The 24,803-nt window shown below is 71.7% G+C and carries 27 protein-coding genes and 3 tRNA genes; 9 read left to right on the top strand and 21 right to left on the bottom strand.

What is annotated here, in order from left to right; translation table 11 throughout:
* Window positions 1-43: 43 nt before the first annotated feature.
* The 4 genes from AYL44_RS08975 to AYL44_RS08960 are packed head-to-tail and all read right to left on the bottom strand — an operon-like array spanning window position 44 to window position 2,878.
* Window positions 44-1,180 carry a UDP-N-acetylmuramate dehydrogenase gene (locus AYL44_RS08975; protein WP_064002961.1) on the bottom strand — a complete coding sequence of 379 codons (1,137 nt, stop codon included), beginning with the start codon at window positions 1,178-1,180 and terminating at the stop codon, window positions 44-46.
* Complete coding sequence (locus AYL44_RS08970) at window positions 1,180-1,599, bottom strand: MaoC/PaaZ C-terminal domain-containing protein (protein WP_064002960.1); 420 nt, start codon at window positions 1,597-1,599, stop codon at window positions 1,180-1,182. The genes AYL44_RS08975 and AYL44_RS08970 overlap by 1 nt, the downstream gene beginning before the upstream one ends.
* Window positions 1,596-2,042: an FAS1-like dehydratase domain-containing protein gene (locus tag AYL44_RS08965; protein WP_064002959.1), complete on the bottom strand. Its 447-nt coding sequence runs from the start codon at window positions 2,040-2,042 to the stop codon at window positions 1,596-1,598. The genes AYL44_RS08970 and AYL44_RS08965 overlap by 4 nt, the downstream gene beginning before the upstream one ends.
* Window positions 2,043-2,080: 38 nt before the next feature.
* On the bottom strand, window positions 2,081-2,878 hold the full coding sequence (locus AYL44_RS08960) for a sulfite exporter TauE/SafE family protein (protein WP_064002958.1): 798 nt from the start codon (window positions 2,876-2,878) through the stop codon (window positions 2,081-2,083).
* An 87-nt stretch (window positions 2,879-2,965) separates the two neighbouring features.
* Here AYL44_RS08960 and AYL44_RS08955 point away from each other — a divergent pair, with 87 nt between their 5' ends.
* Window positions 2,966-4,000: a lactonase family protein gene (locus AYL44_RS08955; protein WP_064002957.1), complete on the top strand. Its 1,035-nt coding sequence runs from the start codon at window positions 2,966-2,968 to the stop codon at window positions 3,998-4,000.
* 6 nt (window positions 4,001-4,006) lie between these two features.
* On the opposite strand, the gene AYL44_RS08950 is transcribed toward AYL44_RS08955, so the two are convergent.
* The 3 genes from AYL44_RS08950 to AYL44_RS08940 form a co-directional block, all read right to left on the bottom strand.
* Entirely contained in the window at window positions 4,007-4,564 is a 558-nt protein-coding gene (locus AYL44_RS08950) for an NYN domain-containing protein (protein ID WP_064002956.1), read from the bottom strand.
* A 68-nt stretch (window positions 4,565-4,632) separates the two neighbouring features.
* Entirely contained in the window at window positions 4,633-6,360 is a 1,728-nt protein-coding gene (locus tag AYL44_RS08945; RefSeq protein ID WP_064002955.1) for an ABC1 kinase family protein, read from the bottom strand.
* Between the two features lie 5 nt (window positions 6,361-6,365).
* Window positions 6,366-6,977, bottom strand: a complete 612-nt coding sequence (locus tag AYL44_RS08940; RefSeq protein WP_064002954.1) for a PadR family transcriptional regulator — start codon at window positions 6,975-6,977, stop codon at window positions 6,366-6,368.
* A gap of 348 nt (window positions 6,978-7,325) precedes the next feature.
* On the opposite strand from AYL44_RS08940, the gene AYL44_RS08935 reads away from it, so the two are divergent.
* A complete protein-coding gene (locus tag AYL44_RS08935) occupies window positions 7,326-8,246 on the top strand; it encodes a hypothetical protein (RefSeq protein WP_231872765.1) in 921 nt (306 codons plus the stop codon).
* Window positions 8,247-8,313: 67 nt separating this feature from the next.
* Here the strand turns inward: AYL44_RS08935 and AYL44_RS08930 are convergent, their stop codons facing one another.
* Entirely contained in the window at window positions 8,314-9,609 is a 1,296-nt protein-coding gene (locus tag AYL44_RS08930) for a M18 family aminopeptidase (RefSeq protein ID WP_064002952.1), read from the bottom strand.
* Window positions 9,610-9,709: 100 nt separating this feature from the next.
* Here AYL44_RS08930 and ligD point away from each other — a divergent pair, with 100 nt between their 5' ends.
* Window positions 9,710-10,942 carry a non-homologous end-joining DNA ligase gene (ligD, locus tag AYL44_RS08925; RefSeq protein ID WP_064002951.1) on the top strand — a complete coding sequence of 411 codons (1,233 nt, stop codon included), beginning with the start codon at window positions 9,710-9,712 and terminating at the stop codon, window positions 10,940-10,942.
* On the opposite strand, the gene AYL44_RS08920 is transcribed toward ligD, so the two are convergent.
* Together AYL44_RS08920 and AYL44_RS08915 are read right to left on the bottom strand one after the other, a co-directional pair.
* Window positions 10,903-12,516 carry a DHA2 family efflux MFS transporter permease subunit gene (locus AYL44_RS08920; protein ID WP_064002950.1) on the bottom strand — a complete coding sequence of 538 codons (1,614 nt, stop codon included), beginning with the start codon at window positions 12,514-12,516 and terminating at the stop codon, window positions 10,903-10,905. The genes ligD and AYL44_RS08920 overlap by 40 nt on opposite strands.
* Window positions 12,517-12,583: 67 nt before the next feature.
* Window positions 12,584-13,078, bottom strand: a complete 495-nt coding sequence (locus AYL44_RS08915) for a metallophosphoesterase family protein (protein ID WP_197471641.1) — start codon at window positions 13,076-13,078, stop codon at window positions 12,584-12,586.
* Between the two features lie 115 nt (window positions 13,079-13,193).
* On the opposite strand from AYL44_RS08915, the gene AYL44_RS08910 reads away from it, so the two are divergent.
* Together AYL44_RS08910 and AYL44_RS14855 are read left to right on the top strand one after the other, a co-directional pair.
* Window positions 13,194-13,451, top strand: a complete 258-nt coding sequence (locus tag AYL44_RS08910) for a hypothetical protein (protein WP_064002949.1) — start codon at window positions 13,194-13,196, stop codon at window positions 13,449-13,451.
* 195 nt (window positions 13,452-13,646) lie between these two features.
* A complete protein-coding gene (locus tag AYL44_RS14855) occupies window positions 13,647-13,838 on the top strand; it encodes an SDR family NAD(P)-dependent oxidoreductase (RefSeq protein WP_082886168.1) in 192 nt (63 codons plus the stop codon).
* On the opposite strand, the gene AYL44_RS08905 is transcribed toward AYL44_RS14855, so the two are convergent.
* A complete protein-coding gene (locus tag AYL44_RS08905) occupies window positions 13,816-14,964 on the bottom strand; it encodes an MFS transporter (RefSeq protein WP_231872764.1) in 1,149 nt (382 codons plus the stop codon). The two genes, AYL44_RS14855 and AYL44_RS08905, sit on opposite strands and share 23 nt — an antisense overlap.
* Before the next feature lie 41 nt (window positions 14,965-15,005).
* Here AYL44_RS08905 and AYL44_RS08900 point away from each other — a divergent pair, with 41 nt between their 5' ends.
* Window positions 15,006-15,572 carry a TetR/AcrR family transcriptional regulator gene (locus AYL44_RS08900; protein ID WP_064002947.1) on the top strand — a complete coding sequence of 189 codons (567 nt, stop codon included), beginning with the start codon at window positions 15,006-15,008 and terminating at the stop codon, window positions 15,570-15,572.
* Between the two features lie 45 nt (window positions 15,573-15,617).
* Here the strand turns inward: AYL44_RS08900 and AYL44_RS08895 are convergent.
* From AYL44_RS08895 to AYL44_RS08880, 4 genes are all read right to left on the bottom strand, one after another.
* A tRNA-Met gene (locus AYL44_RS08895) sits at window positions 15,618-15,691 on the bottom strand.
* 23 nt (window positions 15,692-15,714) lie between these two features.
* Window positions 15,715-15,786: transfer RNA gene (locus AYL44_RS08890), tRNA-Thr, on the bottom strand.
* 64 nt (window positions 15,787-15,850) lie between these two features.
* Complete coding sequence (locus AYL44_RS08885; protein WP_064002946.1) at window positions 15,851-17,188, bottom strand: M23 family metallopeptidase; 1,338 nt, start codon at window positions 17,186-17,188, stop codon at window positions 15,851-15,853.
* 185 nt (window positions 17,189-17,373) lie between these two features.
* Complete coding sequence (locus AYL44_RS08880) at window positions 17,374-18,162, bottom strand: inositol monophosphatase family protein (RefSeq protein ID WP_064002945.1); 789 nt, start codon at window positions 18,160-18,162, stop codon at window positions 17,374-17,376.
* 31 nt (window positions 18,163-18,193) lie between these two features.
* Between AYL44_RS08880 and AYL44_RS08875 the strand changes: the two genes are divergently transcribed.
* Complete coding sequence (locus AYL44_RS08875) at window positions 18,194-19,759, top strand: phytoene desaturase family protein (RefSeq protein WP_064002944.1); 1,566 nt, start codon at window positions 18,194-18,196, stop codon at window positions 19,757-19,759.
* 3 nt (window positions 19,760-19,762) lie between these two features.
* Here the strand turns inward: AYL44_RS08875 and AYL44_RS08870 are convergent, their stop codons facing one another.
* The 6 genes from AYL44_RS08870 to AYL44_RS08845 all read right to left on the bottom strand — a co-directional run bounded on the left by AYL44_RS08870 (window position 19,763) and on the right by AYL44_RS08845 (window position 23,401).
* A complete protein-coding gene (locus tag AYL44_RS08870) occupies window positions 19,763-20,797 on the bottom strand; it encodes a hypothetical protein (protein WP_082886167.1) in 1,035 nt (344 codons plus the stop codon).
* Window positions 20,798-20,914: 117 nt separating this feature from the next.
* Window positions 20,915-21,415, bottom strand: a complete 501-nt coding sequence (locus tag AYL44_RS08865) for a hypothetical protein (RefSeq protein WP_231872763.1) — start codon at window positions 21,413-21,415, stop codon at window positions 20,915-20,917.
* Between the two features lie 73 nt (window positions 21,416-21,488).
* Window positions 21,489-21,573: transfer RNA gene (locus AYL44_RS08860), tRNA-Tyr, on the bottom strand.
* A gap of 87 nt (window positions 21,574-21,660) precedes the next feature.
* Entirely contained in the window at window positions 21,661-22,149 is a 489-nt protein-coding gene (locus AYL44_RS08855) for an FBP domain-containing protein (RefSeq protein WP_064002942.1), read from the bottom strand.
* A gap of 43 nt (window positions 22,150-22,192) precedes the next feature.
* A complete protein-coding gene (locus AYL44_RS08850; RefSeq protein ID WP_064002941.1) occupies window positions 22,193-22,507 on the bottom strand; it encodes a hypothetical protein in 315 nt (104 codons plus the stop codon).
* A 51-nt stretch (window positions 22,508-22,558) separates the two neighbouring features.
* Entirely contained in the window at window positions 22,559-23,401 is an 843-nt protein-coding gene (locus tag AYL44_RS08845; RefSeq protein ID WP_064002940.1) for a LysM peptidoglycan-binding domain-containing protein, read from the bottom strand.
* Between the two features lie 177 nt (window positions 23,402-23,578).
* Here AYL44_RS08845 and AYL44_RS08840 point away from each other — a divergent pair, with 177 nt between their 5' ends.
* Entirely contained in the window at window positions 23,579-24,391 is an 813-nt protein-coding gene (locus AYL44_RS08840) for a LysM peptidoglycan-binding domain-containing protein (protein ID WP_197471632.1), read from the top strand.
* 2 nt (window positions 24,392-24,393) lie between these two features.
* Complete coding sequence (locus AYL44_RS08835) at window positions 24,394-24,759, top strand: LysM peptidoglycan-binding domain-containing protein (protein WP_064002938.1); 366 nt, start codon at window positions 24,394-24,396, stop codon at window positions 24,757-24,759.
* The last annotated feature ends 44 nt before the right edge of the window (window positions 24,760-24,803 follow it).

Raw genomic sequence — 24,803 nt, 5'->3', positions numbered from 1 at the left:
CCGCCGTTCCCGGCCGGATCGGGACTTCGGTCGAAGCTCCGAGTCAGAGCTCGACGTCGAAGAGCACCGGCTCGGGCTGCAGCAGCACCCCGAACTCGGACTGCACGCGCTGCTGGATGAGTCGCGCCAGCGCGGCGACCTCCTCTGCGGTGGCGCGTCCGCGGTTCGTGAGGGCGAGCGCATGCTTCGTCGACAGCGACGCGCGCGAGCCCGGCAGGCGGAAGCCCTTGCGCATCCCCGCCTGCTCGATGAGCCACGCGGCGCTGATCTTCACCGGCGCAGGTCCGTCCGCCCGCGGCGGGATGAACCCGTCGAACCGGTCGAGCGGGATCACCCGGTCGGCCTCGGGCTCGGGCGCCATCGACCAGCGCGGCGCCTCGGGCGGCAGCGTCGCGGCGAACTGCGCCGAGACGATCGGGTTCTGGAAGAACGACCCCGCACTCCACGTGTCGTGGTCGTCCTCGTCGAGCACCATGCCCTTGCGGGAGCGGATGTCGAGCACCGTCTCGCGGATCCACGCGAGCGAGACCGCGGCATCCGGTTCGAGGCCCAGCGCCGACCGCAGCTGCGCACCCCGCACGGGGACGTCGCCGTGACCGACCTGCGTGAGCTCCAGCGTGACCGAGAGGATGACGGCGGAGCGCTCGGGGACCGACCCGTAGTGCTTCTTCAGCACCGAGGTGCGGAGCCCGAGTCCCAGATCGGATGCCGGGACCACCGACACCTCGCCGGTCGCCTCGTCGATGAGCTCGACCTCGACGAGCGTCTCGACGATCTCCTGGCCGTAGGCGCCGACGTTCTGGATGGGGGCGGCGCCGGTGGTGCCGGGGATCCCCGACATGGCTTCGATGCCGCTGAGTCCTGCGGCCACGGTCTGCGCGACGAGGTCGTCCCAGTTGTGACCGGCCTGCACCTTCAGCCGCACGCGGCCGGGGTGCGGCGACGGCAGGCGCTCGATGCCGCTCGTCCGCACGAGGACGGCGGTGCCGTCGAACTCGTCGTCGCCGAACAGCAGGTTCGATCCGCCGCCGACGACGAGCCAGCGGTCGCCGTCGTCCCACACGTCTCGGAGGGCGGCGACGAGCTCGTCGGTCGTGGTGACCTCGACCATGCGGCGCGGCATCCCCCCGACGCGGAGCGTCGTGAGCTGCGTCAGCGGGACGGGGGCGATCTCGGGCATCAGGATGCCGCGCGCACGCGCACCTGCGCCTTGCCGAGAACGGTCGTGCCGTCGTGCGAGACGGTCAGGTCGATGCGCACCGCGTCGTCCTCGATCGCGCCGACCTTGGCGACGACGGAGACGTCGGCCCCCGCATCGGTGTCGACGACGACGGGGCGCGTGAAGCGGACGCCGTAGTCGAGGATGCGGCCCGAGTCCCCCAGCCACGACACGATCGTCTCGACGGCGAGGCCCATCGTGAGCATGCCGTGGGCGAGGACGCCCGGCAGCCCCACGCGCTCGGCGACGGCGTCGTTGTAGTGGATCGGGTTGAAGTCCCCCGAGGCGCCCGCGTACCGCACGAGCGCGGCGCGGGTCAGGTGCACGGTGCGCTCGGCGACGACCGCGCCGACCTCGAGGTTCGGGCCCATGGCGGTCATTCGTCGCCTCCCACCAGCAGGACGGAGGTCGCGGTGACGACGTGGTCACCGGCGGCATCCGTGATCTCGGCCTCACTCGTCACCATCGCACCCTTCCCGAAGGCGCGGATGCCGGTGACCGTCAGGCGTCCCGTCAGCTCGTCGCCGGCGACGATGGGCCGCGTGTAGCGGAAGCGCTGCTCGGCGTGCACGACGCGTTCGAGCACGATGCCGGAGTCCGGCTCGCTCAGCAGCTGCTGCAGCGTGGCGTCCTGGATCACCATCGCGAAGGTCGGCGGCGCGACGACGTCGGCGTAGCCGAGCGAACGCGCGACCTCGGGATCGTCGTGCTGCGGGTCGGTCGCGAACACCGCGCGGGCGAACTCGCGCACCTTCTCGCGGCCGACGAGGTACGGGGCGGTCGGCGGGAAGGCACGACCTTGCAACTCGGGATTCACGGGCACCGGTCGATCCTACCGTCCGGGTCCGGCGCCGGCCCGGTTCAGCGGGCGCGGTGGGCCCGCACGGCCTTGATCGACAGCTGCACGGCGATGAAGGTCAAGTAGACCGCGAAGAGGACGTTCGCCGTGAACGGGTCGACGAGGGTCGCAAGCCACGCGCCGAGGGCGGTGGTCGTGCACGCGGCGATGCCGATGACGCCGGCGGCGACGAGGTCGACGTTGTGGCGGCGGAGGTTGCCGATCGTGCCCGAGATCGCGGTCGGGATCATCATGAGCAGCGAGGTGCCCTTGGCCACCAGGTCGCTCGCGCCGAAGAGGAACATGAGCGCGGGCACGACGATGACGCCTCCGCCCACCCCAAGCAGCCCCGCCATCACGCCGGTGAAGACACCGAGGACGGCCAGGCCCGTTCCCGTGAGCCACGTCAGCGGCAACTCGGCCTCGCGGGACGGCACGACGATGAAGAGCATCACGATGACGACGACGAGGAAGGCGATGAAGCCCCAGCGGATCGCGTTCTGGGGCAGGCGGGCGAGGAGCCACGTACCGATCTGCGCGCCGACGACCGCGGCGGCGGCGAGGATCAGCGCAGGCACCCAGGCGACGGCCCCGACGGCCGCATACGACACGACGCCGACCGCGGCGGTGGGCACGATGGCGGCGAGCGAGGTGCCGGCGGCGCGCTTCTGATCGAAGACCAGCAGCGTCAGCAGAAGGGGCACGATGACCGTTCCGCCGCCCACGCCGAACATGCCCGACATGAGCCCGGCGAGCAGGCCGATGCCCAGCGCGCCCAGGTAGTAGCGGGGGGTGCGGGCGACGGGGGGTGTCGTGGTCACGAGGCGGGGTCCGACACGAAACGCATGCCTCGACCCTACTCCCGGCCCGGCGGACGCCCGCGCGGAGCCTCGGCCTACGATCGAAGGATGTCCCCTTCGCTCGTCCTCGTGGCCAATGCCGGTGAATCCTCGATCAGCACGTTCCGTGTGACGGATGGCGGGCTCGAGCGGCTGTCGGTCACGACCGGCACCACCGGATGCTCGAACTTCGCCGTCGACCCCGAGCGCGGCCTCGTCTACGCGTCGGTCAAGGCCGACGACGAGAACACGGATGCCGGCATCCTCACCCTCTCCCTCGACCGCGAGACGGGCGACCTCACCCCGCTGACCCGCGTGCCGCTGCCCGGTGGCGCGATGAACTACCTCTCGCTCACGCGGGACGGCGCGGTGCTGCTGGGCGCGGCGTACTCCGGCGGGTACGGGATCGTCTGCGCCGTCGACGCGTACGGGGTGGTCAGCCCGCCCGCCGCCGAGGTCCGCTTCCCGCGACTGCACTCGGTGCTCGCGAGCACCGACGGCCGCCACGCCTACTTCGTCTCGCTCGAGAGCGACCTCCTCGCGCAGTTCTCGCTCGGCGACGACCTCGGGCTGACCCCGCTCGACCCGCCGGTCGCCGCGGCTCCGACCGGCAGCGGCCCGCGTCACCTCGCGTTCGGCGACGACGAGCAGACCCTGTACGTCTTGACGGAGTTCACCGGCGAGGTCCTGCGTTACCGGCGCGACGCGGCGGCGGGGACGCTCGAGCTGCTGTCGGCGACGCCCGCGCACGACCCGTCCGAGAAGCTCCGCCACAGCGTCATCGACGAGGACCCCCGCGAGAACCGCTACGTCTGGGGTGCCGACATCCACCTCACCGACGGCGTCGTGTGGGCCTCGGAGCGGACCGCGAGCACGCTGGCGGCCCTGCGCATCGCGGCGGACGGCTCCCTCTCCGAACCGACCGGCTTCGTCGTGACCGAGGAGCAGCCGCGCGGCTTCGCCGTCAGCGACGACCGCACGCTGCTCGTCGCGGCGGGCGAGCGCTCGACGACCGTCTCGCTCTACCGCGTCGACGGCGCGGACCTGCACCTGCAGGGCCGATACGAGACCGGCCGCGGCGCGAACTGGGTCCGCTTCGCCTGAGCGCGCTCAGCGCAGGAACTGCTCCGGGTCGAACTCGGCGATGGGGATGATGCGCACGCGCGGCAGCTGCGCGTCGAAGGCTCCGGCGTCGTACTCGAGGTCGAAGAAGCGGATGCCGGGGATCTGGGCGAAGCCGGCGTTGCGGAACTCCTCGAAGGCGAGCACGCCGACGCGGCGCGAGCCGTCGGCGAGGACGCCGAGGTCGTCGACGAAGTCGCCGTCGTGACTGACGAGGACGACGTCGTCGCCGTGGTCCTGCAGGGCGCGGAGGGTGCGCTGAATGGCGAGGTCGACGACCTTCTCGTCGGGGTCTCCCGACAGCGGCACGGGCTGGTAGCCGAGGGCGAGGAGCGCCTGCACGAACGACATCGGCAGGTTGATGGACGCGTTCAGGAAGAAGAGCCCGCGGGCGTCCTGGTTCCAGCTGTCCGCGACGAACGAGAGGATGCGGTCCCACCGCGGCCGCTCATCGGGCTGCGGACGCCGGCCGAGGATCGATCCGCCCAGGGTGGCGTCGATGTTCTCCCCGTCGACGAGCACCCAGGTCCTGCGATTGCCGGCCATGCCGCCTCCTCCGCGCACCGCCACCAGCGGACCGGTGCGCCCGACTCATCCTAGGCGCCGCGCCCCGCTCACCAGCGGCGGCCGAAGACCCCCGCGAGCACCGCGTGCGCGAGCGGCAGGAGCGACCCCGTCATGAGGACACCGCCGAGCACCGGATCATCGGGGCGGATCACCGCGCCCCCGACGAGAAGGCCGGCGAACAGCATGCCCGATAGGGTGCGACGGCCGAGCTGCTCGAGCCGCGCGACGCGACGCTCCAGCGCCGGGTCGGGCAGGGTGATGCGATGGTCCTCGACGCGGGTGATCAGGTCGTCGACGCGGCCCGGCAGGCGCGAAGCGGTCGTCAGCGAGGTCACCGCGCGCCGCAGCACGTCGGTCACGGCGTTGCGCCCCTCCTCCCGGACGAGGCGCGACGCGTACGGCTCGACGGCATCCCACAGGTTGAACGCGGGGTCGAGGGCGCTGCACACACCCGAGGTCAGCGACATGGCGCGCACGATGAGCAGGAAGTTCTCCGGCAGCTGGAACGGCAGCGTCCGCACGACGTCCTGGAACTCGATCGCGAACGCGCGGAACTCCCGCGGGTCGACCTCGCGCAGCTCGGCGAAACCCATCCCGCCGAAGCGCGCGAACAGCTGGGTCATGGCGCGCTCGAGCTCGCTCGTGTCGGCGCTCGGCAGCAGGACGCCGACATCGCGGATGCTCTGCACGAGGGCCACGCCGTCGCGCGCGGCGACGGCGATCATGAGGCGGCGGAGACCGGCGCGCAGGCTCGGCGGGACCTCGCCCATCATGCCGAAGTCGATGAACGTGAGCCGCCACGGCGGGGTCGCGGGAGCCGCGGCATCCGTCGTCGGCATCGGCGTGACGAAGATGTTGCCCGGATGCGGGTCGGCGTGGAAGAACCCGTGCGTGAACACCTGGTCGAACATGACGGAGGCGAACACCTGCGCCACCTCGGCGGGATCGATGCCGGCGGCCCGGAGCGACTCGTGGTCGGTGATCTTGATGGCCGTGACGTCCTCGAGGGTCAGGGTGCGCCGCGAGGTGCGCTCCCAGACGACGGCGGGGACGCCGACGCGCGGGTCGCCGGCGAAGTCCGCCGCGAACCGCTCGCCGTTGGCGGCCTCGTGCAGGTAGTCGATCTCCTCGAGACTCGTCTCGGCGAACTCTTCGACGAGCTGCGGCGCGTCGACGCGGTCCGACACGATCCGTACGTGACTCAGCCACCTGCCGACCCGGCGGAGTGCCGCGAGGTCGGTGTCGACGATGTCCTGGATGCCCGGGCGCTGCACCTTCACGACGACGGAGTCCAGCCCGGTGAGGGCCGCGTCCTCCGGCGACAGGCGTGCGCGGTGAGCCTGGCCGAGGGATGCCGCGGCCACCGGCACGGTCTCCATGGCGGCGAACGCGCGGTCGAGGGTGACCCCGAGCTCGCCTTCGGCCTCGGCGCGGATGAGCGGGAACGGGACGGCGGGGACCTCGTCCTGCAGACCTTCGAGCTCCTTGGTGATCTCGGGCGGCAGCACGTCGAGGCGCGAGGACATGAACTGCCCGACCTTGATCATGAGACCGCCGAGGTCGATCGCGAGCGCGTGGAAGCGCCGGGCGATGCGCTGCATGCGCGCCGAACGGCCGCGCACGCCGAGCCAGCCGAGACCGATCCGGGGAAGGAACAGCTCGAACCACCACGTGACCACGAGGGCCCTCGCGGCGAAACGGAGGATGCGGCGGTAGCGCGCCCGTGCGTCGCGGTCGTCGGGAAGGTCGTCGCCTTCCCGACGACGTGCTGCCACGCGGGTCAGCCCTGCGCGAGCAGGGCGTAAAGCCGGCGGCGGGCCTCGTCGAGGATCTCGACGGCCTGTGCCACCTGCTCGGGAGAGCCGGAGCGCGCCACCTGCGCGGCGGCCTGGGCGAGCTCGACGCCCGCCTTGGGCAGCGCGGTCGCGCGGTGCGGGTGCTCCTTCTGCGGCGCGGCGGTCTCCCACGGGGCCGATCCCACGGCCTCCTCGGCGACCATACGGCCGGCGTCCGTCAGCGAGTAGGTCTTGCGACCGTTCGCCTCCTCGGCGACGATCAGGCCCTCGTCGGCAAGGAGCTGAAGGGTGGGGTAGACCGAGCCGGCGCTCGGCTTCCACGACCCGCCGCTCCGCGAGTCGATCTCCTGGATGATCTGATACCCGTGCATCGGCTTCTCGGCGAGGAGGGCGAGCACCGCGGTGCGGACGTCGCCGCGGCTCATCCGGGGGGACGCGGGACGCTGGTCGAACTGGGTGCGGAACTGTTCGAACGCCTCCATGAGATTCGCGCCGAGGCCGCTGAGGTCGAAGCCCTGGGACCCCGATCCGAAGCCGCGACCGCCGCCGCCGAAGCCGCCCGAACCGAAGCCCTGCGAGCCGAATGAGCTGTTCATGATGTCTCCTTCAGATGGTGACCGATAGCCAACGATATATCGCTGACGACACCCGAGGGGCCGCGTCAGCAACTTCCCAGGGATCGTGATCAGGCCTTTTTCGGGCACCGTCGATGGCGTGACTGCCCAGGTAACGTTCGGGTAACGCCCAGGAACGTGGGACAGAGTGGGCGACTCGTGCCCGCCCGAACGGACACGCGCGCTCCATCGGAGCGTGTTCTCGCTACACGGAACCTTTCTTTCTGCATGCCTACAGACACGCCATCCACCCCCACCCGCCGATCCATCCGCACGACCCGCACCGACGCACGCCGACTCCGGCGCCGTCCGGTCCTCGTCCTCACGACGTTGACCACTGCGTTCGCCATCGCCGCGAGCGCCACCGCCATGGCCCCCGCTCCGGCCACGGCACGTGCCGAATCGACTCCGGCGATCGCGCTGGCCTCGTTCACGAAGGCACTGCCCGACTCGATCACCGCCGGCGTCGCCACCTCGGTCCCCGCCTCGAAGATCCAGTCGACGCTCGACCGCGCCGACGACGCGGTCGCGGCCTCGAAGAAGGTCACGGCGGACATCGCCTCCTCGAAGCTGGACGTCGGAACGGACGACACCACGGTCGAGACCGATGACCTCGCTCAGGCCGTCTCGGACCTCGAGAACGTCTCCGCCCTCCCGCTGCTGCTCGACACGCGCGACGCCACCGCCGCCGTCGAAGAGGCCGTGGCCGAGGTGAACGAGCAGACGGGCGCGCTCCAGGGCCGCCTGGACGCCGCCATCCAGAAGGAGAAGGAGCGCCTGGCCGAGGAGAAGCGCAAGGCCGAGGCTGCCGCGAAGGCCGCCGCCGAGAAGAAGGCCGCCGAAGAGGCTGCCGCGGCCGAGGCATCCCGGTCCACCTCCTCCAGCTCGTCGTCGTCGGGCTCGTCGAGCTCCGCCGGTACGACCAAGCGCGCCGCCTCGGGCACGTCCGCCGGCGCCGCGCAGGCGACCGCGCGCAGCATGCTCGGAAACTACGGCTGGGGCGACGACCAGTTCTCGTGCCTCGTCTCGCTGTGGAACAAGGAGTCGGGCTGGAACTACCAGGCCTACAACTCCTCGAGCGGCGCCTACGGCATCCCGCAGGCCCTGCCCGGCAGCAAGATGGGCAGCGCCGGCTCCGACTGGAAGACGAACCCCGCGACGCAGATCGCCTGGGGCCTCGGTTACATCGACGGCCGCTACGGCAGCCCCTGCGGCGCGTGGGGCCACTCCCAGTCCAACGGCTGGTACTGACCCCCGCACGACCCCGGATGCCGCGGGTCCCCGACACCACGTCGGCGGACCCGCGGCATTCGCCGTTTCAGGAGGTGAAGACCGCCTCGGCGACGCGGGCGAGGTCGTACAGGTCGGTGACGCCAGCGAGCTCCCGCGCCGAGTGCATCGACAGGATGGGGATGCCGACGTCGACCGTCGCGATGCCCAGTCGCGTCGCCGTGATCGGTCCGATGGTCGAGCCGCACGGCACCGCGTTGTTCGAGACGAACTCCTGCGAGCCGACACCGGCGGCCTCGCACCAGCCGTGCCACGCGGCGGCCCCGGCGCCGTCGGTCGCGTAGCGCTGGTTCGCGTTGATCTTGAGGATCGGGCCGGACCCGAGCCGCGGCTGGACGACGGGGTCGTGCTTCTCGGCGTAGTTGGGGTGCACGGCGTGGCCGACGTCGCTCGAGACGCACCACGACGACGCGAGGGCGCGCAGCTGCTGCTCGCGGTCGGCGCCGAGGCTCAGCTGGATCCGCTCGAGCACGTCGGCGAGGAAGGGCCCGGCGGCACCCGAGCGGGTGGCGGAGCCGACCTCCTCGTGGTCGAAGACGGCGAGCATCGCGATGCGCTCCCCGTCGAACCCGTCCGCCGCGCGCGCGAGCGCGACGACACCGGCGTGCACCGATGCGAGGTCGTCGAGCCGCCCCGAGGCGAAGAACGCATCGTCCTTGCCGAAGACCGCGCCGCGTGCGGCATCCGCCGTGACCACGTCGTATCCGCGGATGCGGGTCGCGTCGACGTCGGCCTGCGCCGCGAGCTCGCCGAGCAGATCCGCCGAGTCGGCGTCCCCCAGACCCCAGACCGGCTGGGTCTGCCGCTGCCGGTCGAGGGCCAGCCCGTCGTTGACCTCGCGGTCGAGGTGGATCGCGAGCTGCGGCAGGCGCAGGAGCGGTCCGGTCGCGGCGAGGACGCTCGTGCCGTCGTCGAGCACGAGGCGACCCGCGAGGCGCAGCTCACGGTCGAGCCATGAGTTCAGCAGCGGCCCGCCGTAGACCTCGACGCCGGCCTGCAGCCATCCGTGCGACCCGGTCGTGGGGCGGGGCTTGAGCTTCAAGGCGGGTGAGTCGCTGTGGGCCCCGAAGACGTGGACGCCGGTCGCGGCATCCGCTCTCTCCGGGACGATCCAGGCGAGCACCGCACCGTCGCGGACCACCAGGAACCGGCCACCGGGCTGCGCCGGCCAGGCCTCGCGCTCGTCGAGCTCGCGGAAGCCGACCTCGCGCAGTCGACGGGCGACCTCGGCTGCGGCGTGGTAGCTCGACGGCGAGGCAGCGACGAAGTCGGCCAGGTCGGCGGCGTGGTCGAGTGCGGCCGTGCCGGACACGGGCGTGGACATGGGACCTCCAGGAGGGATGCCGGACGGGACCTCTCGATCGTAGACACAGCCGCGCCGCAACCCCGTGGCGGGGCCGGCCCGGGCGGGGTAGACCGGGCGCATGGCGAAGAAGGACGACGCGGTCACGCTCGAGGTCGACGGGCACGAGGTGCGGCTCTCGAGCCCCGACAAGGTGGTGTTCCCCGAGCCGGGCATCACCAAGCGCGACCTCGCCGACTATTACCTCGCCGTCGCCGACGGCGCCCTCCGCGGCGTGGCCGATCGCCCGATGGTGCTGAAGCGCTTCGTGAAGGGCATCGGCCAGGAGGCGTTCTTCCAGAAGCGCGTGCCCGAGAACCGGCCGGACTTCGTGTCGACCGCGACGCTCCGCTACGCCTCGGGGACGAGCGCCGAAGAGGCAGTGATCCGGGATGCCGCGGGCCTGGTCTGGGCGGTGGGGCTCGGATGCCTCGACCTCAACCCGCATCCGGTCCGCGCCGACGACCTCGACCACCCGGACGAGCTCCGGATCGACCTCGACCCGATGCCCGGCGTGGACTGGACGCAGATCGTCGACGTCGCCTTCGTCGCGCGCGACGTGCTCGCCGACGTGGGGCTCGTGGGCTGGCCGAAGACGTCGGGGTCGCGCGGCATCCACATCCTGGTCCGCACCGACCGTGCCCACGACTACCCGCAGGTGCGACTGGCCGCGCAGGCGTTCGCGCGCGAAGTCGAGAACCGCGCGCCGGGGCTCGCGACGGCGCACTGGTGGAAGGAGGAACGCGGCGAGAGCGTGTTCGTCGACTTCAACCAGAACGCGAAGGACCGCACGGTCGCCTCGGCCTACTCGGTGCGCCCGCTCCCCGACGCCCGCGTGTCGATGCCGGTCGACTGGGACGACCTGCGCGAGGTCCGCCCCGAGGCGTTCACCATGCGCACGGTTCCCGCCCTGTTCGCCGAGCGCGGCGACGCGCACGCGGGCATCGACGACGCACCCGGTTCGCTGGGCCGACTGCTCGACCTCGCCGAGCGCCTGGGACCCGCGGAGAAGGCGCCCCGGGGCGGCGACGGCACCGGGCGCCGCCAGTCGACGATGCCGCTCATCGAGATCTCGCGCGCCGCGACGAAGGACGAGGCCCTCGAAGGTCTCGAGCGGTGGAAGGCGCGGCATCCCGACGTCGTCCGGCACCTCTCCCCCGCCGACGTGCTCGTCGACGGCATGCGCGGATCGAGCTCGCTCTGGTACCGCGTCCGCGTCAACTTGCAGCACGTCCCCGAACCCGAGCGGCCCCCGCAGGAGCCGCTCGAGGTCGACTACGATCCCTGGACGCGCTCCGCCAGCCGCGGCTCCTGAGACTCCTCACGCCGGCGCCCTGAGCCAAGGGCGAAGGTCGCGCCGAGGCCGATCACCAGGAAGCCCGCGGCGGTCAGCGCCGAGGCGCGGGTGCCGTCCGAGAACGCGGTACGCGCGGCATCCGCGATCTGCGCCCGCGACGGGTCCGCCTCGAACCCGGCGATCGCGGCGCCGGCCGAGTCGACGACGGCCGAGACGACGGTGTCGGCCTGCGCGGCGGGCACCCCGGCGTCGTCGAGGGATGTCGCGAGCACACCTCCGGTGGTCGTGAACAGCACGGTCCCGAGGATCGCGACGCCTAGCGCCGAGCCGACCTGGCGCGCGGTGGACTGCATGCCCGACCCCTGACCCGACTTCTCGACCGGGACATCCTGCAGGATGACGCCGGTGAGCTGCGCGGTCGCGAGTCCGACGCCGAACCCGTACACGGCGAGCGCCGGAATGAGCCAGCCCCAGGCGGCATCCGGTCCGATGATGAACCCGGCCCACGCGATGCCGACGATCTCGGCCAGGATGCCGACGCGCACCACGACGACAGCCGGAACCTTGCCGCTGAACGCGCCCGCGGCACCGCTCGCGACAAACGAGCCGCCCGCCAGGGCGAGCAGCAGGAAGCCCACCTGCAGGGCGTCGAAGCCGAGGACGAACTGCAGCCACAGCGGCAGGGCGAGGATGAGTCCGAACTCGCCGAGCGAGACGACGAGGGCGGCAATGTTGCCGTTGCGGAACGACGAGATGCTCAGCAGCGAGAAGTCGATCAGCGGGTCCTGTCCGCGGCGGGCACGGCGCAGGCCCCACCAGACGAAGAGCACGAGCGCGACGAGGGTCACTGCGAAGGCGAACGGGATCGGCGAGATCGTCAACGGCCACTCCCAGCCGCCGATGGTGAGCCCGTCCTCGGCCGTCCACCACCCGAACGTGCGGCCCTCGATGAGACCGAACACGAGCGAGCCGAAGAGGATGACCGACAGGAGCGCTCCGACACCGTCGATGGACCGCTTGCGGGCCTCGCGGGATTCCGCGACGGTCAGCAGGACGCCGATCACGATGATGATCCCGAGCGGCACGTTGATGCCGAACGCCCACCGCCACGAGAACGCGGTCGTCAGCCATCCGCCGAGCAGCGGCCCGACGGCGGCCATGCCGCCGATCGTGGAGCCCCAGACAGCGAAGGCGATGCCGCGTTCGCGGCCGCGGAAGGTCGAGTTGATGAGCGACAGGGTGGTCGGCAGGATCATGGCGCCGCCGATGCCCTGCACGAAGCGGGCGAGGATCAGCAGCTCACCGGTCGGCGCGAAGCTCGCGAGCACCGACGAGGCGGCGAAGATCGCGACGCCGAGCAGCATGATCCGCCGTCGCCCGAACCGGTCCGCGAAGGCGCCGAACAGCAGCAGCAGCGAGGCGAAGACGAGGGTGTAGACCTCCTGCACCCACTGCACCTCGGTCGAGCTGATCTTCAGCTCCTCGACGATCGAGGGCACCGCGACGTTCACGATCGTCGAGTCGACGATGATGAGCGAGACCGCGACGCTGATGAAGACGAGACCGAACCACCGCCGGGAGTCCTTCGCCATGAGATTTACCTCGCTTTTCTAGCAATCCGACAGCGATAGTACTCCTCCGGCGGCAGAGGGCACCTCGTCAGATGCTGTGGAGTCGGACAGAGCGGATGCCGCCGTCCGCGAGCTCCAGCGTCACGAACGTGTGGTCCGGCTGCCGACGGCGATCCGTCGGTGAGCCGGGGTTGAGCAGCCGCATGCCGCGCGGCGTCGTCGTGTCCCACGGGATGTGACTGTGGCCGAAGATCAGGAGGTCGGCATCCGGGTAGGCGACGTCCATCCGTTCCTCGCGACGCTGCTTCTGCCCCGTCTCGTGCACGACCGCGATCCGCACGCCCTCGACCTCGCGGCGCGCGACCTCCGGCAGAACGGCCCGCAGGTCCTCGCCGTCGTTGTTGCCGTAGACCCCGAGGACCTCGCCGTGCTGTCGCAGGTCGTGGAGGACGGATGCCGCGACCCAGTCCCCGGCATGGACGGTGAGGTCAGCGGCATCCGCTTCTCGCACTACCGCGTCGGGCAGGCGTCGCGAGCGGCCGGGGATGTGCGTGTCGGAGATCAGGAGCAGCCGGGTGGTCATCGCGGCAGGGTAGCCGAGGCGCCCGGTGGGCGACAGCCCCTGCGGACCGATGGCGAGGAAGCGCAGAGTGGATGCCCCGGTGCGACCGCCCGGGCACGCGAGGAAGGACCGCGACATGAGCACACCCGAGACCGGCGACAACGACGGCATCCGCCTCGACCCGGCCGATGCGCCGCTCGGCGACACGACCGTCGGCGACACCGCCGCGGCCGACGCGGAGTTCGAGGGGCGCCCCCTCGACTATGCCCCGGCAGAGGATCCCGAAGAGACGTATGCCGCGAGCGACATCCAGCCCGAATCGCAGGGCGAGGACCCCGTGGTCGTCGAGCTGGGCGAGGAGGGCGAAGGCGACCTGTCGCCCGAGGACCTCTGACCCGTTCACGGTTGCAATAGATCCGGCGCGACACGCCGACGCCCGCTCCGGCGGTGCGGCGTGTCGGGCCGGATCTGTTGCGTACACGTACGTGAACCCGGCGGCATCCGCGCACATCGTTCCGCGCGATAGCGCTGACTCGGGACGCACGCAAGCCCCCTCGGACCTGTATTCGAGCGCCCGCACACTGCGGGCATGAGTCAGCGGGCACGTTTACGGAACGCCACGGTCGTCGTGACCGGGGCGACCAGCGGCGTCGGCCGCGGAACCGCCCTCGCTCTCGCGGACAGGGGCGCGCGGGTCGTCCTCGCGGCACGCCGAGACACAGGTCGAGGCGTTCCGCTGACCTCGAGGCGAGGGCCGGTCAGGACTCGCGAGGCGGCGTGACCAGCAGCGCGACCAGGTTGAGGCCGGCCGCCACGACGATCGCGACGCGCAGGTCGGTGAGGTCCGCGATCCACCCGATCAGCGGGGATCCGAGCGCCTGACCGATCGCGAGCGCGAGGAAGGCGACGCCGACGCCGGTCGCGGGGCTGTCGACGAAGACGCGGGTGCTCCAGACGAGCAGCACGCCCGTCACCGCGATGTAGACCGCGCCGAAGACCCCGCTCGCGAGGGCCGCGGCCGCGAACGACGACGGGGCGAGGGCGAGGACGGCGGTGGCGACGGATGCCGCGGCCACGAGCGCGCGCCACGTCGCGACGATGCCGACCCGGCCGATGACGCCGCCCGCGAGCGCGCCGACGAGCCCGCAGACGCCGAGGACGATCCACACGATTGCCGCCGACCCCGCGCTCTGACCGCCCACGTCGCGGAGCAGGTCCTGCCCGAACGTCCAGACGGGCCCCGTCCCCGATCCCGACACGGCGGCGGCCAGCGCGAGCGACGTCGCGCCGGCGACGAGCCTCGAACGTCGCCGCTGCGTGCGCGGCCGGGTGGTGCGCTCGGACGGCACGACCATCGCCGCCCACACCGCGGCGGCGGCGCACATCCCGGCGAACACCGCCCACGCGAGACGCCACTGCTCGTCCGCGAACAGCGCGACCGGTCCCGACACGAGCACGCCGAGCCCGGTGCCCGCGTTGACGACGGTCTGCACGCGGTCCCGACGCGCCTCTCGGACGCGGCGAGCGACGACGTGCGCGAGGGGTGGCGAGGCGACGCCGGTGCTGGAGCCGGCGACCGCGACCCCGAGGGCGAGGATGCCGGGGTCCGGCGCGGCGGCGATGAGGCCGCATCCGATCGCACCGAGCACGCCCGCGGAGGTCGCGACGAACCGCGCTCCCAGACGAGGGGTCGCCACCGTGGCGTAGAGGATGCCGACCGCGTACGCGGCGTAGCTCGTGGCGGCGATCGCGCCGATCACGGCGCCGTCGAGGTCGAAGGCGACGCGGAAGGCAGGCACGAACAGGCCGTACGCGAATCGGGCGAGCCCGTAGCAGACGGCGATCAGCGTGATCCCTGCCGCGGACAGGACCACCGTGCGCCGCGCCGTCAGAGTGTCGTCGGTCACCGGCATCCTCACTTCACAGATCTGTGAAGTAGCCTAGGTGCATGATCAGCACGCCGGAAACCGCTCCCCTCACGCCGGGGGCGACGAAGGTCCTGGATGCCGCGACCCGGCTGTTCTACGCGCGCGGCATCGCGTCGGTCGGCGTCGACACGATCGCGGAGGCCTCGGGGGTGACCAAGCGCACCCTGTACGACCGCTTCGGGTCGAAGGATGCGCTCGTGGTCGCGTACCTGCAGCGCCGTGACACCGCGTGGTGGGAGCGCTGGGAGGAGCGCATCGCCGTGGCATCCGCTCTGCGCACCCTCACCGTGTTCGACGCGTATGCCGAGGATGCGGATCCGTCAGGTCAGGGATGCGCGTTCCTCAACGCCGCCGCGGAGCTGCCGCCCGGACACCCCGGCTGGGGCGTCATCCGAACGCACAAGGCGCGTGTGGCGGATCGCCTCCGCGAACTCGTCGCGGCCGACCTCGGACGACCGGCACCGGATGTCGCCGAGCACGTCTTCCTGCTCGTCGAGGGCGCGATCGCGCATCAGCGCCTCGACGGGGATTCGCACCGTCTCGGTCGTGCGCAGGAGCTCGCGGGGGCGCTCATGGCCGCGGGCTGACTCCCGGAAACAACAAAACCCCCGGGTGGAGCCGGGGGTTTTGCGTAGCGGGAGCGGGGCTTGAACCCGCGACCTCACGATTATGAGTCGTGCGCTCTCACCAACTGAGCTACCCCGCCACGAGCATCCGAGAGATGCTGCGAGCCCCGAGTCAGGATTGAACTGACGACCCCTTCCTTACCATGGAAGTGCTCTGCCACTGAGCTATCGGGGCGTGCTGCCCGCACGCGGGCAACTAGAAGAGGATACCAGAGTCGCGGCATCCCCGATGTCACGGGTCAGCCCTCCGTGTGCTCCTTGAGCCACGGCACGGGGTCGATCCGGGTGGTGCCGCCGAGCAGCACCTCGAGGTGCAGGTGGGCACCCGTCGACTTGCCCGTGCTCCCCACCCGCCCGATGACGTCACCGGCGTCGACCGTCTCGCCGGGCGAGACCCGCAGCGACCCGTACTGCATGTGGCCGTACCGGGTCGAGACGAGCTTGCCGTCGATGATGTGGTCGATGACGACGGTGACGCCGTAGTCGCCGCCGGCCTCGGTCGCGATGCGGACGGTGCCCGCGGCGACGGCGTGCACTTCGGCGCCGGCGCCCGGCGTGAAGTCCGTGCCGTGGTGCGCGCGCGAGAACTTCGACAGGTACGACGTGGATCCGAACTGCGCCGAGATGGGCACACCCACCGGGAACGGCCACTGCACGGCGGCCGTCTCGTCGTTGACCCATGTGCCGGCGAACTGCGTCACACCCGACTGGGCGGCGACGTCGGTCATGGACTCGATGTCGTACTCCCCCGACCGGGCGAGCGTCGTCTCACCGGCGTCCGAATTGGCGACGTACGCCTGGATCTCGGGGGCGTCAGCGTCGGTCGCGTCGGAGGCGAGCGAGATGTCCCCGGTGACGTCCTGTCCGAACGAGCCGACCGCCGTGACGGGGGTGGTCGTGCCGATCGCGAGAAGACCGACGACGCCGACCACACTGAGGGAGAAGGATGCCGCGGCGGCCCGCTTCAGCAGGACGCGGCCACGCCGCGGGCGGCGCGGCTGCTCGGCCATGCGGACGCGGGTCGTGCGCCGCGCATGCTCTTCGGCGTCGACGGCGGCACGGGCGACCTGGACGGGCGTCTCACCGGTGAAGGAGAACACCTTCGCCGCCAACTCGAACTCGTCGACGGCGGGTCCCGCATCCTGCGGCGAGGTGTGGGTCGAGGACGCCGACGGCAGGACGATCGTCTCGTCGAGGAACTGGGGCACCCGCGGAGCTTCGGGGGCGGGCGGAACGACTGTCGCCGTACGCGGGGTGCGCGTACGGCGACGAAGAGGAAGGGTGGCGGCGGAGGTATCCGAGAGCGCCTCGGCGAGGGTCTCAGCGACGACCGACTCGACGATCGAGGGGGACGCGGACTCGGCGCTCGATCCGGCATCGGTCGACACCGCTGCCGACGCGGCGGCACGGTCGCGACGACGGCGCAGCGCCGGGGTCTCGCTCGCCTGGACCATTGCGATGACCTCGCCCATCGCCGCGACAGCCTGCACCGCAGCGACCTCGGCCTCGCTCGCAGCCGGAGCGGCGGCGGCGCGGCGCCGAAGCTCCGCACGGGTCAGCGGCGTGGCGCCGGACACAGGGGACTGCCGGTCGCGACGCGTTGCGGGCGCGTCGGTGGGGGAGGTCTCGAAAGTCAAACGTGCGGGCTCTCGGGTAGAGCGGCGGGGGCCGCGGGCTGCAAGGTCAGAATCCTCCGCTCGGGCAGCGAAGGTAACGATCAGATAAACACGCTACACGACGGGGCTGAGAATGGCATGTCCGTTCACAACCCGATCGCGGCGACGATCCTGTGGAGGAGGTCCGGTCCGGCGGCGACCGTCATCTCGCGGCCGGGGAATCCGTCCGGCGCACCCGTCACGAGACCGCCCGCCTCGGTCACCAGCAGCGCACCCGCGGCGTGGTCCCACGGGTGCAGACCGCGCTCGAAATAGCCGTCCAGACGCCCCGCCGCGACGTACGCGAGGTCGAGCGAGGCCGCGCCGGCACGGCGGAGGTCCCGCACGAGCGGCATGACCGCCGCGACGCGGGCGAGGTCGCCCTGATGGTGCTTCGGGTCGTACCCGAATCCGGTCGCGACCAGCCCGCCGGCTTCGCCGACCTGCGACACCGTGAGGCGCTGCTCGCCCCGCCAGGCGCCGCCGCCGCGGACGGCGTGGAACGTCTCCCCCACCGCCGGGTTGTGGACGACGCCCGCGAGCGCTGTCCAGGTGGGCGGTGTCGGCTCACCGGAGACCGCGGCGATGCTGACGGCGTAGTGCGGCATCCCGTAGGCGTAGTTCACCGTGCCGTCGATCGGGTCGACAACCCAGGTGATGTCCGAGGTGCCCCGCTCGGCGCCGGACTCCTCGCCGAGGAAGCCGTCGTCCGGGCGCTCGGCGGCGAGCCGCGCCCGGATGAGCGCCTCGACCTCGCGGTCGGCCTCGGTCACGATGTCGGCGATCGCGGACTTCGTCGCGGCGATGGCCACACCCTCCTCGCGGCGCTGCCAGGCGAGGGCACCGGCTTCGCGGGCGATGTCGAGGGCGAGGTCGGCGAGCGCAGCGGCATCCATCCCTCCACGCTACGCCGCTAGGTTGGGCACCATGAGCGCCAGCCGCGACGTCGTCATCATCGGCGGAGGCCACAACGCCCTCGTCGCCGCCGCGTACCTCGCCCGGGCAGGACGCACCGTCACAGTGCTGGAGCGACAGGACCACGTCGGCGGCGCCGCGGTCTCGGAGCGGCCGTGGGCGGGTGTCGACGCGCGCCTCTCGCGCTACTCGTACCTCGTGAGCCTGCTCCCCCGCACCCTCATCGACGACCTGGGGCTGCGCATCCGCCTGGAACGCCGCCGCTACTCGTCGTACACGCCCCTGCCGGACGACCCGAGCCGCGGCATCCTCATCGACAACGCGGATGCCGGGGCCACGGCGGTGAGCTTCGCCCGGGCCACCGGCGACGCCGACGAGGCGCATCGGTTCGCACGGTTCTACGAACGGATCGCCCCGCTCGGCGCGGCGCTGTTCCCCACCGTGACCGCGCCGCTGCCACGGGAGCACGACGCCCGCGCGGCCGTCGGCGACGACGCCCTGTGGGAGGCCGTGACCGCCCGTCCGCTCGCGGAGTTCCTGCGCGACGGCCTGCAGACCGACGTCGCACGCGGTATCGCCTTCACCGACGGACTGATCGGCACGTTCGCGCGCTCGGACGACACCGCCCTGCGCCAGAACCGGTGTTTCCTGTACCACGTCATCGGCGGCGGGACCGGGGACTGGGACGTCCCGGTCGGCGGCATGGGTGCGGTCAGCGGCGAGCTCGAGCGGGCCGCACGCGCTGCCGGCGCCGAAATCCGCACCGGCGCAAAGGTCGTCGCGGCCTCACCGGACGGCGAGGTCGTCCTCGCCGACGGCGAGCGGCTCGGTGCCCGCGTGCTGCTCAGCGGCGTCGGTGCGGCGGTTCTCGACCGCCTCCTCCGCGCGGGCGGCGCCGCGGGGACGGGAGCCCCGACGCCCGAGGGCGCGCAGATCAAGGTCAACATGCTCCTCTCGCGACTCCCGCGTCTGCGCGACACGGCGGTGGACCCCCGCGCCGCGTTCGCGGGGACGTTCCACATCAACGAGGCGCTGTCGCAGCTGGATGCCGCCTACGACCGGGCGGCGGGCGGCGGCATCCCGGATCCGCTGCCGGCCGAGATCTACTGCCACTCCCTGACCGACCCGTCGATCCTCGGGCCGGAGCTGCGGGCCTCGGGGGCGCAGACCTTGACCCTGTTCGGGCTGCAGGTGCCGCACCGGCTCGTCGCGGACGGCGCCGTCGACCGGGACGCCCTGTGGACCGCCGCGCAGCGTTCGCTCGACGCGGTGCTCGCCGAACCGATCGCCGACGTGCTGTACCGCGCACCGGACGGCTCGCCGTGCGTGGAGGCGCGGACGACGGCCGACCTCGAGCGGGATCTCGCGATGCTGGGCGGCGACATCTTCCACGGCGACCTGTCGTGGCCGTGGGCCGCGGACGACGAACCGCTCGAGACCCCCGCGGATCGGTGGGGGGTCTCGAGCGGTGTCGAGGGTGTTCTGCTGTGCGGGTCGAGCGCCCGGCGCGGCGGCGCCGTCAGCGGGATCGGCGGCCACAACGCCGCGATGGCGGCCCTGGAGATGCTGTCGCGCTGAGGCTCAGTGCTGCTGCGGCGGGACGGGCGGCGCCGGGGGCGCGTCGGGCGCGCCCGGGAGGGGCGGCACCGGCGGGACCTGCGGCGAGCCAGCATCCGGAGCAGCGGGCGCGTCCGGCGCGGATGCGGGCGCCGGCGGAGCAGCGGGAGCTGCCGGGGCCGCCGGAGCCGCCTCGGGAGCCGACGCTCCGTCGGGCGTCGTGGCGCCGTAGGGCTGCTGCGGGTAGGTGGGCCAGCCGGTGTAGTACGCGTTCCAGTCGGGGCTGCCGTCGGGCATGACCGGCAGGGGCGTCCGACCGTCGGCGTACGTGGGCCACGCCTGCGGGGGCGCCGTGGCCGACGCCGTGTACGCAGCACCGTCGGGCTGACCCGACGTGGCGTACACCTGCGCGCCGTAGGGCGCCGCGACCTGCGGACGCTCCTTCTTCGGGGCGAAGAGGGCGTTCACGAGCGGGACGAGCGCCGTGCCCACGGCGGCGAGGATCGCGACCGACACGAGCACGCGCCAGTAGATCTCGCGGAACTCGATGAACTCCTCGAGCATCAGCGGGATGATCAGCATGATCGCGAGGATCACGACGAGGCCCATCGTCACGTAGGTGACGATGCTCGTGAAGGTGGTCTGGTAACGCGCGAAGGCCTTCGCGTAGAGGCGGACGTGCAGCAGCGCGCCCTGCAGGATCAGCAGGATCAGCAGGAACTTGAAGAAGCGCTCGGCGCCGACGCCGTAGTCGCCGGCGGCCTCCGGCATCCAGATCATGAACGCGCCGATGATGAGCGCGACGACCCACGACACGATGCTCGCGAGGGCGAACCACGCGGGGCGACGGCTGGCGAGGGATGCCTCGAGGATCGAGATCCCGGCGAAGGCCGCGAGCAGCAGGATCGTCAGGAACGCTCGCCCGACGATGCCGTTCGAGTCCCCGAGGAGCACCCACACGACGCAGACGATCGCCGCGGCGATCAGGGCGCCGATCGCGACCCAGATCGCTGCGCGGAAGATCTTGCTCGAACGGGGGGCGGTGATCGGTTCGCTCATCCTCGACATCCCTTCGGCGGAGGCCTCCCCCGCACTCGCCCCCATCCTGTCAGACCGGCCGATGAGCAGGTCGGATGTCCACAGGGGTGGCGGCCCGTCACCGGGGTGTGGAGGACATCACCCGGGGAGGACGACCACCGGCAGCTCGTCGGCGCTCACCTGGTCGATCTGCGCGACGTCGGCGTACGCCTCCACCACGCGGGGCGACCCCCACTCGGTGCGCCACACGGTGGCGTCGGGCCACAGGACGACGTTGTCGTGCGGGCCGATCCAGATCGTCGTGATCTCGATCTCGCGGCCGTCGGTGAGGATCAGCCGACTGGACTGGGTCTGCGCGCCGTCGAACTCATCCGGCTCGTCGGGGGTGTACGCGCGCAGCGGCATGTCGGTGAAGGCCCGCATCCACTCCGTGATGAGCGCGGGGTCGCGCACCGTGAGCCGATCGACGGTGTCGGGCACGTCGGTCGAGGGGTACTCGAAGAACTCGATGGCGGCGACCTGGTCGGGGGCGACGGCGATCGAGCGTTCCGCGACCGGCGCGCATCCCGCGAACGCGACGGCGAGAGCGGCGGCTGTCGCGGCTGCGGCGGCGGCGCCGATCGATCGGTGCGTGGTCATCCTGCCCGCAGGCTACCGCGCGGCATCCCCCGCGGGAACGGGAAAGGGCTGCGGAGATCTCCGCAGCCCTTCGTGGTGGCGAGTGAGGGATTCGAACCCCCGAATGCAATGCAGTCTGATTTACAGTCAGATCCCTTTGGCCGCTTGGGTAACTCGCCAGGTGCGCACCCGCCCGGCTTGTGCAGTCGACCGGAGGCGCGATCCCCTACTCTACCCTCCCCGCGGGCGTGACGAAAACCGCGGCGTCAGGCGGCCGACGCGACGCGCTCGACGAAGGATTCGAGGCGGTGGCGGGTGCCGTCGATGCGGCGATCCACGCTCGCCCGGATCTCGCTCGGAGCCAGCGGCCCCGCGATGCGGACGTTGTCGTGGCAGGTCAGGTCGGCGCAGACGTAGGTGCCGACGCTGTCGCCGCGGTCACCGGCATCCCCGGTCCGTCGAGCGGTGAACATCGTGACCTGATTGCCCGGCTGCATCGTGTGGCAGATGTTGCACATGGCGGAGCGACCCTGCGTCGCGCCGTTCGCGGCGCGCAGCACGATGCCGGTCGGGTGCCCGTCGATCTCGGCGACGACGTAGCCGCGGCTGCGCGTCGTGGGATCGCGCCACGCGAGGAAGTCGAGGTGATCCCACTCGAGCAGCGGGAAGTCGTGGGGCGGCTCGAGGCGTTCCCGCTCGTCCTTCGTCGCATTCACCAGCACGTCGCGCAACTGGTCCTCTGTCAGCGGCCGCATCAGCCCATTGTACGAAGGGGCGGATGCCGCGGCTCCGCCGACGTCAGGCGCCGAGGTTCAGGATGAGCGAGGCGGTGCCGACGAGACCGATCCCCGCTGCTGTGCCGATCGCGGGCCACAGGAACCCGCGGCGGCGGATGCCCGCGAAGACGAGACCGACGATGCCGGTGAGCATCGCGACCGACCCGCCGCCGACGAGGAGGGCGAAGGCCGGGATCAGGAGCCACCCGTACTGCTCGTCGACGGTCGCGGCGAGCAGCAGGACGAACAGGGTCGGCAGCACCGAGAGCACGACGAGCACGACGGCGGCGATGCCCCACGCGCGCTGGGCAAGAAGCGGGACGGCGGGCGTGGTCACCCCGTCAGGCTACGGGTGGACGCGACGACGGATGCGGCGACGCGCGGAACGTCAACCCTGCGCCGCGATGGTGCGGCTCGTCGGCCGCAACTGCACGCGGTCGCCGGGCTGCAGGACGTGCTCCGGTCCGCCCGCCTCGTTGAACGCCTGCACGGTGATCGCATCGACGCAGAAGCGGTCGCCGATGCCACGGTAGGTGTCCCCCGGCTGCACGGTGTAGAACGTGGGCTTGCCGTCGACCTTCTCGACCGGACCCTCGGCGTACTCGCCCTTGCCGGTGTCGACGATCGTGCCCGACATGCTGACCGGGATCCGACCTTCGGCGTTGGGCTCTGCGAGCGAGATGCGCGCGATGGCGTCGCAGTCCTGATGCGTGCGGTAGCCGCCCTTGGCCGCCTCGTTGAGTGCCAGGGCCTCGGGCTGCCCCTCGGGGAGGACGGCGAGGTAGTCGCCGGCGTAGATGTCGCCCGCACCGCCGAAGTTGTTCGCGCTGTTGAAGTCCTCGCTGGCGAGGCAGAAGCGCTCGACGATCGCCCAGTACGAGTCGCCCGAGACCACCCGGTAGACCGTCGCGAGGCCCTTCCCATTGGAGCGCTCGACCACGCCGGTCGCTCCAGGCGAGATGTCGCCGCGGTCCGTGCCCGCCGGAACGCCCAGGCACTTGCTCTCGGGCGCCGGGGTCGTCTCGACGGGCGTGGGAAGGGGCGCGAGCCGCGTCGGCACAGGCGTGGGCGTGGGTGTCGCCGTCCGCGGCGGTGCCGCCGACGTGGGCGGCGCCTCGGCGACCACCTCGTCGGTCGGGATCATCCCGATGACAGCGGGCGCGGCGAGAGCCAGCAGGCCCACCACCGACCCCACGGCGATACCGAGCATGATCTTCCCCCGACGATCCATACCTCGACGCTATCCGTCCCGGGTCACGGGCGCGCAACGATCGTCCGGCGCTACGCGAATGACCGACACGCCGCGATTGATCGAATGGCGAGAGGCCCGGCTACGTTCGAACCGATGAATCGCGCTCAGAAGATCACCGTCGGCATCTGCGCCGCCGTCTTCGTCGGCCTCGCCGGCATGACGGTCGCTCCGCTTCTGGCTGTTCCCACCGCCGATCCGGAGGCTGTTCCCACCGCCGATCCGGCCCTGGTCGTTGCGCCGAAGCCAACCGCGGTTGCGTCAGCGACGCCGACCACCGCGCCGATCCCCCACGCGCCGCTCGACGACTACTCCTACGTCTCGATCATCTGCGACCAGCGACCTCCGGGGACCGACCTCGGAGAGATGTGGTCCAGCGGCGCTCAGGGTACGGTCGAGGACCGGAACGCTGATGGCCTCGCCACGCTCTACACCGTGGGCCGGGGTGATGTCTACACGTCGGTGGTGGAGCGCTTCTGCCTCGACGCCCGCGAGTTCAACCAGCTCAACGGCATCACCGACGGCCAGCTTTACTACGGCGACGTCGTCGCCTTCCATGAGGAGGCCGCAGGCCGCGCCCAGCGCGCCGACAGCATTCCGGGCGACAGTGGGCCGACTTACTACACCCACCAGGACTGCGACGGCACGGTCGCTCGCGTCGATCTCACGCGCTACGTCGAGACGGACCCCGAGGGCGAGTTCCGCGTCAGCATGAGCGGCACCCCGCGCGACACCCGCCCCGGTGAATACGCCTCGGGGACCCCCGAGATCCGCGACGGTGAGGTCATCCGCTACACCGTCGACGCGGGCGACACATGGCGTGGAATCGCTGACCGGTTCTGCACCGACGGCATGGCGCTCGCCAGCTACAACGAGTATGCCGGGATCGTCGGAGATCCCCTCCACCCCGGGGACGTCGTCGAGATCACACCCCAGCGCACAACGGTCATGATCCCCGAGCCGAGCGTCTGACCGTGCGGAACCGCGCGAACCTCGCCTCCGTCCTCGTCACTGGTCTACTCGCCGTCCCGCTCGCCGGATGCACCTTCGACACCGCCCAGACCGCTGCCCCGGACCCGTCGAGGACGATGGGCACCGTCCCGCCGCCCACCTCGGCTCAGCCGAAGCCGCTCCGCCCTGCCGGACCTGTCCCGACTGGCCTGGATGACGCTCCGACGAACTACGTCATCGTCGAAGGCGACACCGCCTGGGGGATCTCGCGGACGTTCGGCATCCCGATCACTCGCATCCCGAACGGCTGGCTCCACCCCGGTGACATCCTCGACCTCACCGTCGACCACTCCTTCCAGTGGCGCGAATACCTCGACAGCACGAACTGATCGAACGCTTCACGTCGTCGCGGGGCCTCGCCATCTCGACGGCG

It is taken from the genome of Microbacterium oleivorans, assembly GCF_001644225.1.
GTDB classification, from domain to species: Bacteria; Actinomycetota; Actinomycetes; order Actinomycetales; family Microbacteriaceae; genus Microbacterium; species Microbacterium gawkjiense.
The sequence above is the reverse complement of the archived record's forward strand: the minus strand, read 5'-3'. Positions and strand labels throughout refer to the sequence as shown.